This is a genomic window from Streptomyces sp. NPDC055013, from assembly GCF_053608645.1.
On sequence record NZ_JBSGVW010000024.1, the window covers coordinates 69867 to 86054 of the forward strand.

At 69.3% G+C, this 16188-nt stretch carries 17 protein-coding genes; 12 read left to right on the forward strand and 5 right to left on the reverse strand.

What is annotated here, in order from left to right; genetic code table 11:
• Positions 1–81 precede the first annotated feature (81 nt).
• Positions 82–1683 carry a beta-N-acetylhexosaminidase gene (locus ACWGDB_RS26660; RefSeq protein WP_453824783.1) on the reverse strand — a complete coding sequence of 534 codons (1602 nt, stop codon included), beginning with the start codon at positions 1681–1683 and terminating at the stop codon, positions 82–84.
• A gap of 225 nt (positions 1684–1908) precedes the next feature.
• Between ACWGDB_RS26660 and ACWGDB_RS26665 the strand changes: the two genes are divergently transcribed.
• The 7 genes from ACWGDB_RS26665 (at position 1909) to ACWGDB_RS26695 (ending at position 7915) form a co-directional block, all read left to right on the forward strand.
• On the forward strand, positions 1909–2448 hold the full coding sequence (locus ACWGDB_RS26665; RefSeq protein WP_453824718.1) for a 2-oxo-4-hydroxy-4-carboxy-5-ureidoimidazoline decarboxylase: 540 nt from the start codon (positions 1909–1911) through the stop codon (positions 2446–2448).
• 253 nt (positions 2449–2701) lie between these two features.
• Positions 2702–3082 (forward strand): succinate dehydrogenase, cytochrome b556 subunit, encoded by a 381-nt coding sequence (gene sdhC / locus ACWGDB_RS26670; protein WP_079052045.1) that lies wholly within the window; start codon positions 2702–2704, stop codon positions 3080–3082.
• Positions 3083–3091: 9 nt separating this feature from the next.
• The gene (locus tag ACWGDB_RS26675; RefSeq protein WP_453824719.1) at positions 3092–3586 is read left to right on the forward strand and encodes a succinate dehydrogenase hydrophobic membrane anchor subunit; all 495 of its coding nucleotides are present in this window, start codon (positions 3092–3094) and stop codon (positions 3584–3586) included.
• 22 nt (positions 3587–3608) lie between these two features.
• Positions 3609–5363 (forward strand): succinate dehydrogenase flavoprotein subunit, encoded by a 1755-nt coding sequence (sdhA, locus tag ACWGDB_RS26680; protein WP_453824720.1) that lies wholly within the window; start codon positions 3609–3611, stop codon positions 5361–5363.
• The gene (locus tag ACWGDB_RS26685) at positions 5363–6124 is read left to right on the forward strand and encodes a succinate dehydrogenase iron-sulfur subunit (RefSeq protein WP_383613769.1); all 762 of its coding nucleotides are present in this window, start codon (positions 5363–5365) and stop codon (positions 6122–6124) included. The genes sdhA and ACWGDB_RS26685 overlap by 1 nt, the downstream gene beginning before the upstream one ends.
• Positions 6125–6270: 146 nt before the next feature.
• The gene (locus ACWGDB_RS26690; protein ID WP_453824721.1) at positions 6271–6792 is read left to right on the forward strand and encodes a hypothetical protein; all 522 of its coding nucleotides are present in this window, start codon (positions 6271–6273) and stop codon (positions 6790–6792) included.
• Positions 6793–7213: 421 nt separating this feature from the next.
• The gene (locus ACWGDB_RS26695; protein WP_453824722.1) at positions 7214–7915 is read left to right on the forward strand and encodes a hypothetical protein; all 702 of its coding nucleotides are present in this window, start codon (positions 7214–7216) and stop codon (positions 7913–7915) included.
• Here ACWGDB_RS26695 and ACWGDB_RS26700 read toward each other — a convergent pair.
• The 3 genes from ACWGDB_RS26700 to ACWGDB_RS26710 form a co-directional block, all read right to left on the reverse strand.
• Positions 7877–8830 (reverse strand): hypothetical protein, encoded by a 954-nt coding sequence (locus ACWGDB_RS26700; RefSeq protein ID WP_453824723.1) that lies wholly within the window; start codon positions 8828–8830, stop codon positions 7877–7879. The genes ACWGDB_RS26695 and ACWGDB_RS26700 overlap by 39 nt on opposite strands.
• A 151-nt stretch (positions 8831–8981) precedes the next feature.
• Positions 8982–9596 carry a DUF7737 domain-containing protein gene (locus ACWGDB_RS26705; RefSeq protein WP_453824724.1) on the reverse strand — a complete coding sequence of 205 codons (615 nt, stop codon included), beginning with the start codon at positions 9594–9596 and terminating at the stop codon, positions 8982–8984.
• Positions 9596–9988 (reverse strand): hypothetical protein, encoded by a 393-nt coding sequence (locus tag ACWGDB_RS26710; RefSeq protein ID WP_453824725.1) that lies wholly within the window; start codon positions 9986–9988, stop codon positions 9596–9598. The genes ACWGDB_RS26705 and ACWGDB_RS26710 overlap by 1 nt, the downstream gene beginning before the upstream one ends.
• Before the next feature lie 68 nt (positions 9989–10056).
• On the opposite strand from ACWGDB_RS26710, the gene ACWGDB_RS26715 reads away from it, so the two are divergent.
• From ACWGDB_RS26715 to ACWGDB_RS26735, 5 genes are all read left to right on the forward strand, one after another.
• On the forward strand, positions 10057–10467 hold the full coding sequence (locus tag ACWGDB_RS26715) for a VOC family protein (RefSeq protein ID WP_453824726.1): 411 nt from the start codon (positions 10057–10059) through the stop codon (positions 10465–10467).
• Between the two features lie 134 nt (positions 10468–10601).
• Positions 10602–11009 (forward strand): hypothetical protein, encoded by a 408-nt coding sequence (locus ACWGDB_RS26720; RefSeq protein ID WP_383613760.1) that lies wholly within the window; start codon positions 10602–10604, stop codon positions 11007–11009.
• Positions 11010–11046: 37 nt separating this feature from the next.
• A complete protein-coding gene (locus ACWGDB_RS26725) occupies positions 11047–11547 on the forward strand; it encodes a thiol-disulfide oxidoreductase DCC family protein (protein WP_453824727.1) in 501 nt (166 codons plus the stop codon).
• 195 nt (positions 11548–11742) lie between these two features.
• The gene (locus ACWGDB_RS26730; protein ID WP_453824728.1) at positions 11743–12759 is read left to right on the forward strand and encodes a trypsin-like serine peptidase; all 1017 of its coding nucleotides are present in this window, start codon (positions 11743–11745) and stop codon (positions 12757–12759) included.
• A gap of 37 nt (positions 12760–12796) precedes the next feature.
• Positions 12797–13582, forward strand: coding sequence for a TetR/AcrR family transcriptional regulator (locus tag ACWGDB_RS26735; RefSeq protein ID WP_427840267.1), 786 nt, complete (start codon positions 12797–12799; stop codon positions 13580–13582).
• Between the two features lie 18 nt (positions 13583–13600).
• On the opposite strand, the gene ACWGDB_RS26740 is transcribed toward ACWGDB_RS26735, so the two are convergent.
• Complete coding sequence (locus tag ACWGDB_RS26740) at positions 13601–16045, reverse strand: MMPL family transporter (RefSeq protein ID WP_453824784.1); 2445 nt, start codon at positions 16043–16045, stop codon at positions 13601–13603.
• Between the last annotated feature and the right edge of the window lie 143 nt (positions 16046–16188).

A 16188-nucleotide genomic window follows, 5' to 3' on the forward strand; every position in this document is an offset into this window, starting at 1 on the left:
CCCCCTGGCTGTTCGGTACGGCTCGGGCCGAATACACCACAGTCGCACGGGGGTTCGCAGCCGTATCGGCCAATCCGCGGCTCAGTCCAGCCGGTCGGCGAGCGCCCTGAACTCGGCCCAGGACAGTTCCGGCTCACCCGCGTCCCACAGCTTCTGCACCGTCGCCCGCAGCGGCATCCGGATCCCGGCCGCGACCTGTTCCTGTGTCTGCGAGTTCGCGAGGTCGCACCACACGGCGAAGGACCCGCCGAGGATCTGGTCGTCGTACTTGGCCGGCACGGGCGACGTGCCCCGCAGGACGCGCGGCGTCCACTGTTCGTAGATCCGCTGACCCGTCGGATAGACGAAGGTCTGCGGCTCCCCGAGCACGTAGTAGAGGAACTCGTCGTTGTAGTTGATGACCTTCCGACCCGTGCTCAGATACTCCTCGGGCAGCCGGGCGCCGATCTCCTTGCCCGTCCAGTACGCCACCTGGATGTCCTTGTCCGGCTGGACGGAGGTGTCCCGGAAGAACCCGTCGTTCCACGCCCGGGGCGTGCGGTCGTCGGCGCGGACGGTGGCGGCGCGGCCGTTGAGCCACCCCGTGGCGAGGTCGGCGACGGTGGCGCCGGAGCCGTAGGCCTTTCGGGCGGCCGCGGCGAGCTGCGGGTAGGACGCCTCGGGATTCGAGACGACCAGCGCCTGGTACTCGTCGGCGCCGAGGTGCCACTGGTCGCCGGGGAAGAGGCCGGCGTACTCGTTGAGCAGGTCGTCGACGATCTCGGCGGACTCGGGCTTGGAGATGTCGATGGCGCCCCGGGTCGCCACCCCGTTGACATTGCGCAGCTGAAGATCGGGGTGCGCGGCGATCACGGCGCCCAGATGCCCCGGCGAGTCGATCTCGGGCACGATCTGGATGTGCCGGCTCTGGGCCAGCTTGACGATCTTCTGCACCTGCGCCTTGGTCAGATGCTGCTGGGACACGATCTCGGGATGCGACTCGGACTCGATACGGAATCCCTGGTCGTCGGAGAAATGCAGCCCCAGCTGGTTGTACTTCAGGTCGCCGAGCTCCCGCACCCGGTCCTCGATCCAGTCCGCGGTGAAGTACTTGCGGGCCATGTCGAGCATGAACCCGCGCACCGGCTTGGCGGGCTCGTCCCGCACGACGCCCTCCGGCGCCGTACCCCCGTCGTGGACCTCCTGCTTGAGCGTCCGGGTCCCGTAGAAGACCCCCGCCTCACCGGGCCCGCTGATGGTCACCCGCCCGCCGCGCACGGTCATGGCGTACGACTCCGGGTCCGCACCCTCGTCGTCGTTCAGGGCCAGCCGCACGTCCCCGGCCCGCACGTCGTCCTTCTCGCCGGCGTACTTGAGCCCCAGCTCACCGGCGATGAGCCGGCCCTCGTCGGCCAGGCCCGCGTCGCTCACGACGACCCGCTCGCCCTGCGCGGGACGCCAGCCGGGCCCACGGGCGGCGGTGTGAGAGGTCACGGCCGGGATGGTGCGGGGGGCCTTGGAGAGCGGGTACGACCGAGTGGGCGAAGGAGTCGGGGTCGTCGCCCCTCTCGAGGCGGCCTCGCCGGTCCCCGGCCCCGACCGCCGCTGCTCCGACTGCGCCGACGATCCGTCGTCGCCGGTGGCCAGGAGCCCGAGGCTCACCCCGGCCCCGACCGTCACGACGACCACGGCGACGATCAGCACCCATGTCTGCTTCAGCGCCCTCGTGGCCGATGCCCGGCGCCTGTGCTTGTGCTGGCTCACATGGCCAACGTAGGCCCTATGGGCTCAGCCCGCCGTCCGACCGCCGTCCAGCGAGCGTTCCGAAACTCTCCCGTTCGACTGAAATTCGGGCATCCGTCGGACACCTCACGTCCACACTCGGTAACGTGGCGCCACTCCTCCCCCAAAATCTCCTGTCGAAACCACGTGACGCCCACACACCTTCCTGGCCGAGTCGCCATACCGTCGCTGCCCGAGCAGACCCGCACTCCACCGTCCCCGGACGCGCTGGAGGCGTTCAACGCTGCCCCTGCCGACGCGGTCCGGCGCGTCCTCCTGACCTGCCTGCGCAGCCCCCGCTGGGCCGACCGCCTCGCCGACCACCGCCCGTACCCCGATGTCGAGTCCCTGCTGGCCGCGTCCGACGAGGCGGCCTACGACCTGGCTCCGGGCGATCTGGCGCAGGCCCTGGCAGGAGAAACGTTGCCGGTGCTGCCGGAGGGTGTGTACGGGGCGGCCCATACGGCACTCAGCGCCGCGCATGCCGCATACGAGGCCAAATTCGGCCACGCGTTCGTGATCTGCGTGGACAACCTGTCGCCGAACGAGGCCCTGGACCAGGCACTGGCGGGAATCCGGTCACGTTTGACGAACGATCCCGAGGAGGAACGCGTCGTCGCGGCGGAGGAATTGCGCCGCCTGACGAAGGGGCGGTTGCTGAATTCCCTCAGGGGCGCGGGGCTGTAGTCGATGCGCGGCCACGGCCGCGCGGGCGCGCGACCAGCGTCAACGGCGCCACACTCGATGGATAACCGAACATTCCATCGCATTGGCCGCCAATACCCCATCCGCGTGCCACTTTGATCACATACGCAGCCCCCCGCTCAGCTGCGCGGCGCCACGTGGATACGATGCTGAGGGCCGGTGGACCGTACCCGGCCGGGCCCGACCGACAGCACAAGCCGGCGCGGCCCCAATCCCCGCTCCCGGAGGAACTTCCGTGCCGGCTGGAACGCTGTACCGCGGCCGGGAAGGAATGTGGTCCTGGGTGGCTCACCGAGTCACCGGCGTCCTCATTTTCTTCTTCCTGTTCGTTCACGTGCTGGACACCGCTCTCGTGCGTGTCTCCCCCGAGGACTACGACAAGGTCGTAGCCACGTACAAGACGCCGATCGTCGCGCTGCTGGAGTACGGCCTCGTCGCCGCCATCCTGTTCCACGCGCTCAACGGCCTGCGTGTCATCGCTGTCGACTTCTGGTCGAAGGGCCCGCGCTACCAGAAGCAGATGCTCTGGTCCGTCGTCGGCCTGTGGGTCGTGCTGATGCTCGGGGCGATCTACCCCGTCCTCGGCCACGCCGCTCGTGAACTGTTCGGGAGCTGACGCGCACTCATGTCAAACAACACAGTCACCACTGAGAAGACCGCCACCGGTATCGGCCCGGTCGAGGGCGAGTCCCTCTACAACGTCGACAACCCGGCCCCCTACATCGAGGCACCGCGCCAGCGCACCAAGAAGACCCCGAAGTCCACGCGGGGCAACTTCGAGATGGCCGCCTGGCTCTTCATGCGCCTGTCCGGCGTCGTCCTGGTCGTCCTGGTCATCGGCCACCTGCTGATCCAGCTCGTGCTGGACGGCGGCGTGTCCAAGATCGGCTTCGCGTTCGTCGCGGGCCGCTGGGCGTCCCCGTTCTGGCAGGTCTGGGACCTGCTGATGCTGTGGCTCGCGATGCTGCACGGCGCCAACGGCCTGCGCACGGTCATCAACGACTACGCGGAGCGCGCGAACACCCGGCTGTGGCTGAAGGGCCTGCTCTACACCGCCACGGTGTTCACCATCCTGCTGGGCACGCTGGTGATCTTCACCTTCGACCCGAACATCCGCTAGGCACGGGGCTGAGGCAACCACCATGAAGATCCACAAGTACGACACCGTCATCGTCGGCGCCGGTGGCGCGGGCATGCGCGCGGCCATCGAGTCCACGAAGCGCAGCCGCACCGCCGTGCTGACCAAGCTGTACCCCACCCGCTCCCACACGGGCGCCGCGCAGGGCGGCATGGCCGCGGCGCTCGCCAACGTGGAGGAGGACAACTGGGAGTGGCACACCTTCGACACGGTCAAGGGCGGTGACTACCTGGTCGACCAGGACGCCGCCGAGATCCTGGCGAAGGAGGCCATCGACTCGGTCCTCGACCTGGAGAAGATGGGCCTGCCGTTCAACCGCACCCCGAACGGCACCATCGACCAGCGCCGCTTCGGCGGTCACAGCCGTAACCACGGCGAGGCCCCGGTCCGCCGGTCCTGCTACGCGGCCGACCGCACCGGCCACATGATCCTCCAGACGCTGTACCAGAACTGCGTCAAGGAGGGCGTGGAGTTCTTCAACGAGTTCTACGTCCTCGACCAGCTGATCACCGAGGTGGACGGCGTCAAGAGGTCCGCCGGTGTGGTCGCCTACGAACTGGCGACCGGCGAGATCCACGTCTTCCAGGCGAAGGCCGTGATCTACGCGTCCGGCGGCACCGGCAAGTTCTTCAAGGTGACGTCGAACGCGCACACGCTGACCGGTGACGGCCAGGCGGCCGTGTACCGCCGGGGTCTGCCGCTGGAGGACATGGAGTTCTTCCAGTTCCACCCGACCGGCATCTGGCGCATGGGCATCCTGCTGACGGAGGGCGCCCGTGGTGAGGGCGGCATCCTCCGCAACAAGGACGGCGAGCGCTTCATGGAGAAGTACGCGCCGGTCATGAAGGACCTCGCGTCCCGAGACGTCGTCTCGCGCTCCATCTACACGGAGATCCGCGAGGGCCGTGGCTGCGGTCCCGAGGGCGACCACGTCTACCTGGACCTCACGCACCTCCCGCCGGAGCAGCTCGACGCGAAGCTGCCCGACATCACGGAGTTCGCGCGCACGTACCTCGGTATCGAGCCGTACACGGACCCGATCCCGATCCAGCCCACCGCGCACTACGCCATGGGCGGCATCCCGACGAACGTCGAGGGTGAGGTCCTGCTCGACAACACGACGGTGGTCCCGGGCCTGTACGCGGCCGGCGAGGTCGCCTGCGTGTCCGTCCACGGCGCGAACCGGCTGGGCACGAACAGCCTCCTGGACATCAACGTGTTCGGCCGCCGGGCCGGCATCGCGGCCGCGGAGTACAGCCAGAAGGCGGACTTCGTGGAGCTGCCGGAGAACCCCTCGGAGCTGGTGATCGACCAGGTCGAGCGCCTGCGCACCTCCACCGGCACCGAGCGCGTGGCCACGCTCCGCAAGGAGCTGCAGGAGACCATGGACGCCAACGTCATGGTGTTCCGCACCGAGCAGACGATCAAGACGGCGGTCGAGAAGATCGCGGAGCTGCGCGAGCGCTACAAGAACGTCTCGATCCAGGACAAGGGCAAGCGGTTCAACACGGACCTGCTGGAGGCCATCGAGCTCGGCAACCTCCTGGACCTCGCCGAGGTCATGGCGGTTTCGGCCCTGGCCCGCAAGGAGTCCCGCGGCGGTCACTACCGCGAGGACTACCCGAACCGCGACGACGTCAACTTCATGCGCCACACCATGGCGTACCGCGAGGTCGGCGACGACGGCACGGAGTCCATTCGTCTCGACTACAAGCCGGTCGTCCAGACCCGCTACCAGCCGATGGAGCGTAAGTACTGATGGCAACCCCCGTTATGGACAAGGTCGAGGCGGAGTCCACGGCCTCCCCGTACATCACGGTCACGTTCCGGGTCCGCCGCTTCAACCCGGAAGTCTCCGCAGAGGCCGTGTGGGAAGACTTCGAGCTGGAGATCGACCCGAAGGAGCGCGTCCTCGACGGCCTCCACAAGATCAAGTGGGACGTCGACGGCACGCTGACCTTCCGCCGCTCTTGCGCCCACGGCATCTGCGGCTCGGACGCGATGCGGATCAACGGCAAGAACCGCCTTGCCTGCAAGACGCTGATCAAGGACATCAACCCCGAGAAGCCGATCACGGTCGAGCCCATCAAGGGCCTGACGGTCCTGAAGGACCTCGTGGTCGACATGGAGCCGTTCTTCCAGGCGTACCGCGACGTCATGCCCTTCCTCATCACGAAGGACACGAACGAGCCGACGCGCGAGCGCTTCCAGACGGCCGAGGACCGTGAGCGCTTCGACGACACGACGAAGTGCATCCTGTGCGCCGCCTGCACGTCCTCGTGCCCGGTCTTCTGGAACGACGGCCAGTACTTCGGCCCCGCCGCCATCGTCAACGCGCACCGCTTCATCTTCGACTCGCGCGACGAGGCCGGCGAGCAGCGCCTGGAGATCCTCAACGACAAGGACGGCGTGTGGCGCTGCCGCACGACGTTCAACTGCACGGACGCCTGCCCGCGCGGCATTGAGGTCACGAAGGCGATCGCGGAGGTCAAGAAGGCGCTGATCACTCGGCGGTTCTGATCTTCTCGGCCAAACGGTTGAGGGCCCTGTTTCCGGTGGTGCCGGAGGTGGGGCCCTTAGTCGTGTTGGCATGTCTTCGCCCTACCGAAGGATCTGTTCCGCCTGCACACTCCCAACGGGACCAGGCCTGAGGGGGCGGGTGTCACATGGCCGCACGCCGCGAGTACGCCCAGCCCGACGGGTTCGGCGAAGCGTCGAAACAGGCTCACTTCGTCGCCGCACCCCTTTTGACTGCAGCCGCGCTTGGTCTCGCGGGCGTGGTCGGGGGCGCCGACGACGAGTTCAAGTGGCCGGGAATCACCCTGCTGCTGCTCGTGATGACGTCGATGGCTCTCATCGCCAGCATCCAAATGGGCTATTACGCGCTGCAGTTCAAGTTCACCGAGGACGAGATGGAGGAGCGGAGGAAGGCTCGCCTGTGGCCCCCGCTCACGGAGGAGGAGCGGCGGCTGATCCTCGAGCACTCCCAGATCACGTACGAGAACAGCGTCAGGCGCGCCAACATCACTTTCAACGCCGGCACCTTGATGCTCGGGGTCGGCATCGCGGCAGCGCTCGTACCGCCCGACTGCGCTGATCAGCCAGGCTGGAGAACCGGTGCGGCCGTCTTCGTGCTGCTGTGCACCATCGCCGATGGCGTGTGGATCGTGAAGGTACTCGCCGAGTGACGGACCGCTTCCGAGCGGCGCACACAGGGAGGGCTCATGTACCAAGAGGTCGTACTACCGGGGCTGCCGGTACCGGCGCACCCATGCCCGGGCTGCGGTGCGCCAGTGCGCCGCGGATACTCGGCCATGATCCGGCGCCCGCCCATGGAGCAAGTCGTCAAGAAGGTCCGGGCGGAGAAGATCGATCCGCTGGAACCCGGCGACGTGAAGCACCGAAGTGCCTGCCGATTCCCCCGCGTCCATCCGACTCTGCTGCTCGCCTGCGAGACCGGTCCGGAAATGGACGCATTGCTCAGCGAACTCGACATCGATCCGAGCAAGCAGCCGCGCCCCCCGCCCCGGACAGCTCTCCTCCCACTCCCGGCTAGCATGGCGCCGCGGCACCCCGGGGTCCCGCGGAACTGGGAGGCGGCGCGCGGCGATGGCGTATGGCGAGGAGGGTGGCCGTGCCCCGCGGGCCCGGATATGGGCGGGCATACTCGCCGTCGCCGCGGGGGCCCTGCTCGTCGGGGACCCCGTCCACCGGGCCCACGCCGTCCTGGAGCGGACGGTCAGTTGGTGGCCGTGGGTGCTGCTGGGTCTGGCGTCACTGAACCTGCTCAGGTCGGCCGTCCCCGTCGGCTCGCTCATCGGTCCCTTGACTCTCGGCGCGGTTGCGGTAGTCGGCCTTGCCGCCTCCCACGGGCTGGAGGGACGCACGGCACGCGACCTGCTCGCGCCCACCCTCCTGGCCGTGGCGGGGGCGGCGCTCGTCCTGTCGGCGACGGCCCGCTTCGGCGACCGGACCAGTTGGACCCGCTTGCTGGCGACCGGTGCCGTCGTGGTACCGGCGCGCAGCGGGCCGACGCTGACCGTGCGAGTCGTCCTCGGGGAACTCCGCGTGGACCTGGGCCGGTTGGAGGGTGCGGTCGAGGTCAATGTCACCGCGATCGCCGGACACGTCCGACTCACCGTCCCGCGCACCGGCGAAGTGCGGGTCCACACAGCGGGGGCTCTGCTCACCAGGGTGGCGCTGCCCGATGGCCCATCTAGCTCGCCGCCCGCGGAACTACCTTGTCAGGAGGGCGAGTTCGACGTTCATGTGCTAGGCCTCTGCGGGGCCGTCAGCGTCTCCCGGGCCTGAAACACCCGGACTGGACACGCGCGGACCAGCCGTACGACCACGGCCGTGCTCGTAAGGAAGGCCGGGCTCGTCGCGCCCCGCGAAGGCCTCCGAGACCCGCCAGAAGGCATCCACCTCTCCTGCCCGGTCGGGCAGCGGATGGTGCAGCGCCTCCAGCAGGTCGAACCGGTGGAGGTCGTAGACGACGTGCATGAGTCCCGAATACGCCTGCGCGGCTGTGACCGCTCCCTTGTACGCGACGGCGGCGAGTAGGAGGGCCACTACGGGCAGCCAGCGCACGCCCGGTTCGTCGTACAGCGCCGTCGAGGTGATCACCGCGCAGGCGAGCAGGCTCCAGCAGAGATTCGCCGAGGTGTCGAGGGCGGTCCGGGCGGAGTGCAGCACCCGTGCCAGACGGTCCGAGACCTGGAAATGGATCCGCGGCCAAGAGGAGAGCGTCGTCAGGCCGTAGCGCTCTCCGGCGCTCAACTCGCCCGCCCGCAGGGCGTTGCCGAGCGCGGTAGGGAGCAGAACCTCCTCCGGTGCCGCTGCCGCCATACGCCGGGACGCGTCCGCGGCGACGCGCCGGGTGTTGTCGTCGGCCACAGCCTGGCCCTCGGTGCGGTCACGCAGCGTTCGTCTGCGGCGGCGTTGCAGTTCCATCAGTGCCCCGGCCAAGCGAGCCGTCACGGGCCACCTGTCCCAGTACCCTTCCAGCACGCGTATGGCCCGAACCTGGAACGGCTGCATCAGCAACGCCAGGACCGCGGAAGAGGCAATCAGCATCAGCAGCGAGCCAGCCGTCGCACCGGTACTCGGGGGCACCACCCGGTTCCAGTCGCTGCGTCCGGTGAAACTGCCGGCGCGCAGCAGGCTCCAAAGGCAGACGACGAACAGCCCGCACGGCGCGAGCCCGACCGCCAGCAGCCGCCACACGGAGCCGCCTCTCCCCCTATGCAACCCGCCTCGCAGCGAGCCCACACGCCACACATGCCCACGAATACACATCAGTATGACGATCGGAACGGCCCCGACAAGCTGTGGACACTCGCGGGGACCTGTTCCCCACGGCGCCGGCCGAGCCAGTTCACAGCTGGCTCAGGATCGTCGGGTCCGTGATCTTCATGTCATCCGCCAGCATCCGGTCACCCTCGTACGGCAGGTAACCCGCCTGCGGAGCCGAAGGGCTGGACTTCGGGACGATGCACAGGTACTGGTCGTTCGGGGTCATGAGGATGTTGCCCGAGCCGAAGTGGATCTTGTACGTGTGGCGTTCGCCCTTCACGCGCGGGAAGCGGCCCTCGATGGTGCAGCGGTCGGCGATGGCCAGTCTCGGTATGAGGCGTTCGAGGAGGGCCCGGCGGGTTTCGGCGCTCGCGCCGAGGTCGCCGAAACCATGCGCGTCGACCGTCGGATGCAGGTTCTGGAGGTTGGCGAGCAGGACCACGATGTTGCGTCGCGCGCGTGCGCCCACTTCCAGCTCGTGGTACCGGTCGGCCAGCGCGAGTACCAGCGCGCCCTGGAAACGCGCGTCCGCGGCGCACACCGCGTCGAGGACCTTGCGTCCCTCGTGACCCCAGTGGCCGTCGGCCATCTCGGCGAACCCGAGAAGGTCGGGAACGAGGCGGTCGGTGTCCTCGGCGGCGATCAGGTCGAGGACGGCGGGGACCCGCCGGGCGCGCTCGGAACGCGGCTCGGTCATCAGCCACCCACCAGCGGTACGAGCTTCAGGAACGTGATCCCGGTGCCCAGCCCGAGCTCGATCTCGTCGTCGAGGTCGGTGATCTGGCGGTCGCCGACGAGCACGAGGAATCCGTTGCCGGCGAAGGCCTTGAGCGCCTGCTCGGTCTGGGCCTCGGGGTCCAGTCGGCGGCGGGTGCGCACCGCATAGCCGTTCAGCACGCGCTCCGCGTCCTTCGGCTGCACGAGCCCCTGGAAGACCTCCGGCGTGCACGCGTTGTACTCGGCGACCTCCTGGAACACCCGGCGCCGGATCAACTCGCGCACGGTGAGCCGCTCCTCGGCGATCTCGAGCCCCCAGCCGTCGCTGCGGCCCTCGCTGGTCGTCTCATCGACGAACGTCACGATTCCCATGACGACGACGGTACGAGTCACCACTGACAATCACCGGTTCTCGCCGATCATCGCCTTACCCTGACGGTATGTCAGATGACGAGTCGTACGAACTGCTCGGGTTCGACAACGTGCTACTGCCGGTCGGCGACCTCGCCGAGGCCCTCGCGTTCTACGAGCGCGCCGGGTTCGCGGTCGGGTTCCGGCTCGACGAGGCCGGGATCGCGGGGCTGAAGGTCGGCGGCGAGACGCCCGGGATCCTGCTGCGCACCGAGGAAGGAGTGACGTACCGCCCGCCACCCTGGCCCTCCGCGCGCGTATGGCTGGAGGTGCCGGACGCGCGTGCGGCGGCGCGGGCGTTGTGCGACGCGGGGATCGTGCTGCTCGACGAGCCGGCCTCCGTGGCCACCGGCTGGACGGTCGAGATCGCCGATCCCTGGGGGAACGTCGTCGGGTTCACGGACTACTCCAAACGACCGATGCTCGGGCGTCGGCCCTGACCGACGTCACGGCGGGCCGCGCCCTGACGTGGTGCGTGACGCAGGCCTCACGCAATTGAGTTGAACACGTTCAAAGACAGCTCTAAAGTCATCACTGTCAGCTTTTTGAACGTGTTCAAGGAGGGGGAGGCGTCATGGACCGCACGGTCATCGCCTACGTCATCTACCTGGTCGTCAGCATCGCCCTGACCATCTGGGTGGCCCGCACTCTCAGCCGCAACGGACGGATCTTCCTCGCCGACGTGCTGCGCGGGAACGAGAAGCTCGCCGACGCCGTGAACCACCTGCTGGTGGTCGGCTTCTACCTCGTCAACCTCGGCTTCGTCGCCCTGTATCTGAGCGACGACGACACCGTCGTGGACGTTCGCGGGGTCTTCGAGGCCCTGTCGACCAAGCTCGGCGTGGTGCTGCTGGTGCTCGGTGTGATGCACCTGGGCAACGTCTACGTGCTCAACAAGATCCGGCGGCGCAGTGTCATGGAGCGGGAGCAGACGCCGCCGGTCGCGCCGCAGGACTGGGTCGCTCCGACGGCCGGGGCGTGAGCGGATGCCCGGCGAGGCGACGAGCGGGACGGACGCCATGGCGGACCGCGTCGCGACCGACACGCCCGGGGCTCAGGTCCGCCGCCTGACCGTCCTCCACGACGCCCAGTGCTCCCTGTGCACCTTCCTGCACGACTGGCTCGTACGGCAGCCCCAGCTGGTGCCGCTGGACTTCGTGGCCGCCGGGTCCGACGAGGCGCGGCGGCGCTACCCCGGGCTCGACCACAGCGCCACCCTCGCCGAGATCACCGTCGTCGGCGACGGGGGGCAGGTCTACCGGGGCGGCGCCGCCTGGATCGTCACCCTGTGGGCCCTGCGCGAGCACCGGCCGCTCGCACATCGCCTCAGCACGCCGGCGGGTGCACGGCTCGCCAAGGGGGCCGTGCTCGCCGCCGCCAAGTGGCGAGGGGCGCAGTGGGACGGGACAGGCCGGGGCGGGCGGAGCTATCGGCGTGCGGACGGGTGGACGTACGACACGCGCCGGGGCTGGACGTACGAGCCGCCGGGCTGCGAGAGCGGCACCTGCGCCACGCGGTGAGGCGGGTGCCGAGCGGACCCAACTCGTCCTGAACGGCACGTTTGGGACACCGGTTTGGCATGCACCCTTCCAAAACCGTGCCGGGGTTGGCACGCTGCCCCCGGTTCACCACTCCGCACTCGCACCGACTGTCTGTCGTCCGCCGGGCGGCGCCCCACCCGGTCGCCCGGTCCCCCCATCGCAGAAGGAGTACGCGTGAGAGGCATACCCCGCGTCACCCGCATACCCCGCCCCCTCCTCGGCGCTCTGGTCGGCGTCACCGCGCTGCTCACCGCCGGCGCCCTCGCCACACCCGCGGGCGCCGCGCCGAGGTCCGACAACGCGACCGGCGTCAGCTCGGTCTCGGCCGGCGCGCAGCAGCAGGCCCGTGAGTTCTGGACATCGGAACGGATGCGCGCGGCCACCCCGCTCGACCTGGTGACCGTGAACGGGCACTACGACGGCGGCTCGGCGCCCCTCAAGGGCAAGGCGACCACCATCGCGCCCAGCCCCCCGGTCGACAGCACCGGATCGGACATCGGTGTGCTGGCCTTCCCGAACGGCGGCGCCCAGTGGACCGGCGGCGGAGCGGTCGTGTCCACCGCGGGCCGCGTGTTCTTCTCGTACCAGGGCCGTACGGCGTCCTGCTCGGGCAACGCCGTCACCAGCGCCAACAAGAGCACCGTGATCACGGCGGGCCACTGCGTGAAGCTGGAGGGCGCCTGGCACACCAACTGGGTCTTCGTACCCGGCTACCACGACGGACAGGCCCCCCATGGCCGCTGGACCGCGTCGAAGACGCTCTCCACACCGCAGTGGACGGCGAGCGAGGACATTAACTACGACGTCGGGGCGGCGGTCGTCGCTCCGCTGGACGGCAAGCTGCTGACGGACGTCGTCGGCGGACAGGGGCTGGCCTTCAACACCGGCTACAACCTGCGCATGTACGCGTTCGGCTTCCCGGCCGCGGCCCCGTACGACGGCGAGAAGTTCATCTACTGCAGCGGCAACACCAACCGGGACTTCCTGCTGTCGAACGACCACGGCATGAACTGCAACATGACCGGCGGCTCCAGTGGCGGCCCCTGGTTCACGCAGTTCAACGAGGCCACGGGTACCGGCCTGCTGTCCTCGGTGAACAGCTTCAAGTACAACTTCCTGCCGAACCGGATGTACGGCCCGTACTTCGGCGCCGACGCCCAGAACCTCTACCAGGCGGCACAGGCCTCCTGACCGGCGGCCCGAACGCCACTCGTTAGGCTCTCTTTCCGTGTCCTCGAAGAACGACAGCCCTGAACAGGGCGATGCGCCCAGCAAGTCCGAGCAGACCCGTGCGCTCATCCTGGAGACGGCCATGCGGCTGTTCCAGGAGCGCGGCTACGACAAGACGACGATGCGGGCGATCGCCCAGGAGGCCGGGGTCTCCGTCGGCAACGCGTACTACTACTTCGCGGGCAAGGAACACCTGATCCAGGGCTTCTACGACCGGATCGCCGCCGAGCACCGCGCGGCGATCCGGGACGTCCTGGCCCGCGAGACCGACCTGGAGGCGCGGCTCGCGGGCGTGCTGAAGGTGTGGCTGGACATCGCCACGCCGTACCACGAGTTCGCGGTGCAGTTCTTCAAGAACGCCGCCGATCCCGACAGCCCGCTCAGCCCCTTCTCCGCCGAGTCGGAGCACGCGCGCGAAGAGGCCATCGACATCCACCGGCAGGTGCTCGCGGGCTCCGCGAAGACCAAGGTGCCCGAGGACCTCCGGGACGTACTGCCCGAGATGATGTGGCTCGGCCAGATGGGGCTCGTCCTGTACTGGATCTTCGACCGGACCGAGGGGCGCGAGCGCAGCTATCGGCTGGCCGAGCGGTCCGCCCGGCTGACCGCCCGGGGCGTGGCGCTGGCGCGGTTCCGGGTGCTGCGGCCGCTGGTGCGCGATGTGCACGAGCTGTTCACGGACTTCCTGCCCGGGATGACGAACGCGCTGCCGGACCCGGCGAAGGGCCGGACGAAGGACAGGACGAAGGGCAAAGAGGCGCCCGTCGAGGACGAGCGCCCCTGAACCCTCCTGCCGTGCCGGTCAGCTGACGCCGCCCCCGCGCGGTGCGGCGTCCACCTCACCCTCGGCCAGCTCGACGTCGTGCACGAGCGGCCCGTCCGCCACGACGACCTGCCCCGCGCGCGACCCGTACGACGGGGCGGTCGTCGCCAGCAGATACGTCCCCGGCGCCGGCACGGACACGATGTACGAGCCGTCCGCCAGCGACGTCACCCGGTCCACCTGGCGCCCGCCCTTCGTCAGCAGCGTCACCGCGGCGCCGTCGACCGGCTCACCGTCGGCCGTGCGGACGTACCCGTGCACGACCGAGGCCCGGCCCGCCCCGGTCGGCTCCTCCTCGGCCGCCGGCGCGACCGCCTCCTCCTTCGGCTCGACCGCCAGGTGCGGCAGCCGCTTCTCCATCCAGTCCGGCAGCCACCAGTTGGACCTGCCGAGCAGGTGCATCGCGGCCGGCACCAGGGCCGTACGCAGGATGAACGCGTCCAGGGCGACGGCGGCCGCGAGGCCGATGCCCGCCATCGCGCCTTCCATGTCGCCGCTCAGCACGAACGCGCTGAACACGCAGATCATGATCAGGGCGGCCGAGTTGATGACCCGGCTCGTCTCCGCGAGGCCGACGCGCACCGCGCGCGCGTTGTCCTTCGTGTGCACCCACTCCTCGTGCATACGGCTCACCAGGAACACCTGGTAGTCCATGGAGAGGCCGAACAGCAGGGACAGCATGATGACCGGCAGGAACGACGTGATCGGTCCCTCCTTGCCGACACCGATCAGCTCGGTGCCCCAGCCCCACTGGAAGATCGCCACCAGGACGCCGAAGGACGCCGCCGCCGCGATGAGGTTCATCAGGGCGGCCGTCAGCGGCACCACCAGCGAGCGGAAGGCCACCATCAGCAGCAGGAAGCCGAGCGCGATGATCGTCGCGACGAAGTACGGCAGGCGATCGCCGGTCACCGAGGCGAAGTCCTTGAAGACCGCCGTCACTCCGCCGACATGGGCCTCGGCCCCGGACTTCGGGATCACGTCGTCGCGCAGCCGGTCGATCAGCCGGTCCGTCTGCTCGGACTGCGGTGAGGTGGCCGGTACGACCTGGATGACCGTGACGCCGTTCGCGGGCGGGAGGGCGGCCACCTGGGCGACGCCCTCGGTCGACCGGATGCCGTCGACCAGGCCGGCGGGGGCGTCGCCGTCGACGACCACCTGGAGCGGGCCGTTGACGCCGGGCCCGAAGCCCTCGGCGAGCAGGTCGTAGGCCTGCCGGGTCGTGGTCGACTCCTGGTGGTTGCCCTGGTCGGTGGCGCCCAGGCGGAGCGACAGCACCGGTATCGCGAGGATTGCCATGACCACGACGGCCAGCGCCGCGAGCCGACGCGGGCTCTTCTGGACGTACGCCGACCAGCGCGCCGCGAGGCCGCTCGCCTCCTCCGGCTCCGGTCCCGCGGCGGCGAGCCGACTCCGCTGCCGGCGGCTGAGGACGCGCATGCCGAGCAGGCCGAGAAGGGCGGGCAGCAGAGTGATCGCGGCCAGCACGCTCAGGACGACCGTCAAGGAGGTCGCGACGACCACGCCGTCCAGGAACCGCATGTTCATCACCAGCATGCCCGCGAGCGCGATGCACACCGTGCCGCCCGCGAAGAGCACCGCGCGCCCGGAGGTGTTGAGGGCCGTCACCGCCGACTCCTCCGGCTTCATCCCGCGCAGGATGCCGCGACGGTGCCGGGTGACGATGAACAGGGCGTAGTCGATGCCGACGCCGAGGCCGATCAACGAGCCGAGCAGCGGGGCCACTTCGGGAACGTCCGTGACGTGGCTGAGCAGCATCGTCCCGATCAGGCCGGTGCCGACGCCCGCGATCGCCACGACGATCGGCAGCAGCATCGCGAAGAACGAGCCGAACGCCAGGAACAGCACGACCGCGGCGGCCAGAATGCCGACCGCCTCCGCCGTGCCCTGCGGCGGCTCCTGGGTACGGGCGATCGCCTGGCCGCCCAGCTCGACCTGGAGTCCGTCGCGTTCGGCGGCCTGCGCCGTGTCGACGACGTCCTCGATCAGCTCCTTCGGGATGGCGTTCGCCTGCTCGGTGAAGGTGATCTGGGCGTACGCGATCCGCCCGTCCCGGCTGATCTGCGCGGCTCCCTGGGCCACGTACGGGTCGGTGACCTCACCGACGCCCTTCATCCGCCCGATCTCCTCCAGCGCGGGCTCGATCCGGGACCGTACGGACTCGTCCCGGACGGACGCCCCGCCGTCCCCGTCCACCTTCCACACCACCGTGTCGGTGTCTCCCGCGCGCTCCGGGAAGGCCTTCTCCATCAGGTCGTACGCGGTGGTGGAGTCCGTGTTCGGCAGGGAGAAGTCGTTCGCGTAGTTCGTGCCCGCGGCCGAACTCGCCGCTCCCAGGCCGAACAGTGCCCCCAACCACAGCAACAGGACCACCAGCCGGTGCCGATAGCACCACCGTGCCAATGCCGCCACGCTCAACGCTCCTTATTCGGTTCGGTCGGTCCCCCAGGTCCTGGGCAACAGGATTGGCGGCGCCGCGCGCGCGTGGCAGGCGTGGGCCATGACTCTCAAGGAACTCCAAAGCGGCCGCCCACCCGACTGTCAGC

Coding starts and splice junctions, on each gene's coding strand:
- ACWGDB_RS26675 (WP_453824719.1), top strand. CDS start 3,092: ATGTCAAACAACACAGTCACCACTGAGAAGACCGCCACCGGTATCGGC.
- sdhA (WP_453824720.1), top strand. CDS start 3,609: ATGAAGATCCACAAGTACGACACCGTCATCGTCGGCGCCGGTGGCGCG.
- ACWGDB_RS26685 (WP_383613769.1), top strand. CDS start 5,363: ATGGCAACCCCCGTTATGGACAAGGTCGAGGCGGAGTCCACGGCCTCC.
- ACWGDB_RS26690 (WP_453824721.1), top strand. CDS start 6,271: ATGGCCGCACGCCGCGAGTACGCCCAGCCCGACGGGTTCGGCGAAGCG.
- ACWGDB_RS26695 (WP_453824722.1), top strand. CDS start 7,214: ATGGCGTATGGCGAGGAGGGTGGCCGTGCCCCGCGGGCCCGGATATGG.
- ACWGDB_RS26705 (WP_453824724.1), bottom strand. CDS start 9,596: ATGACCGAGCCGCGTTCCGAGCGCGCCCGGCGGGTCCCCGCCGTCCTC.
- ACWGDB_RS26710 (WP_453824725.1), bottom strand. CDS start 9,988: ATGGGAATCGTGACGTTCGTCGATGAGACGACCAGCGAGGGCCGCAGC.
- ACWGDB_RS26715 (WP_453824726.1), top strand. CDS start 10,057: ATGTCAGATGACGAGTCGTACGAACTGCTCGGGTTCGACAACGTGCTA.
- ACWGDB_RS26720 (WP_383613760.1), top strand. CDS start 10,602: ATGGACCGCACGGTCATCGCCTACGTCATCTACCTGGTCGTCAGCATC.
- ACWGDB_RS26725 (WP_453824727.1), top strand. CDS start 11,047: ATGGCGGACCGCGTCGCGACCGACACGCCCGGGGCTCAGGTCCGCCGC.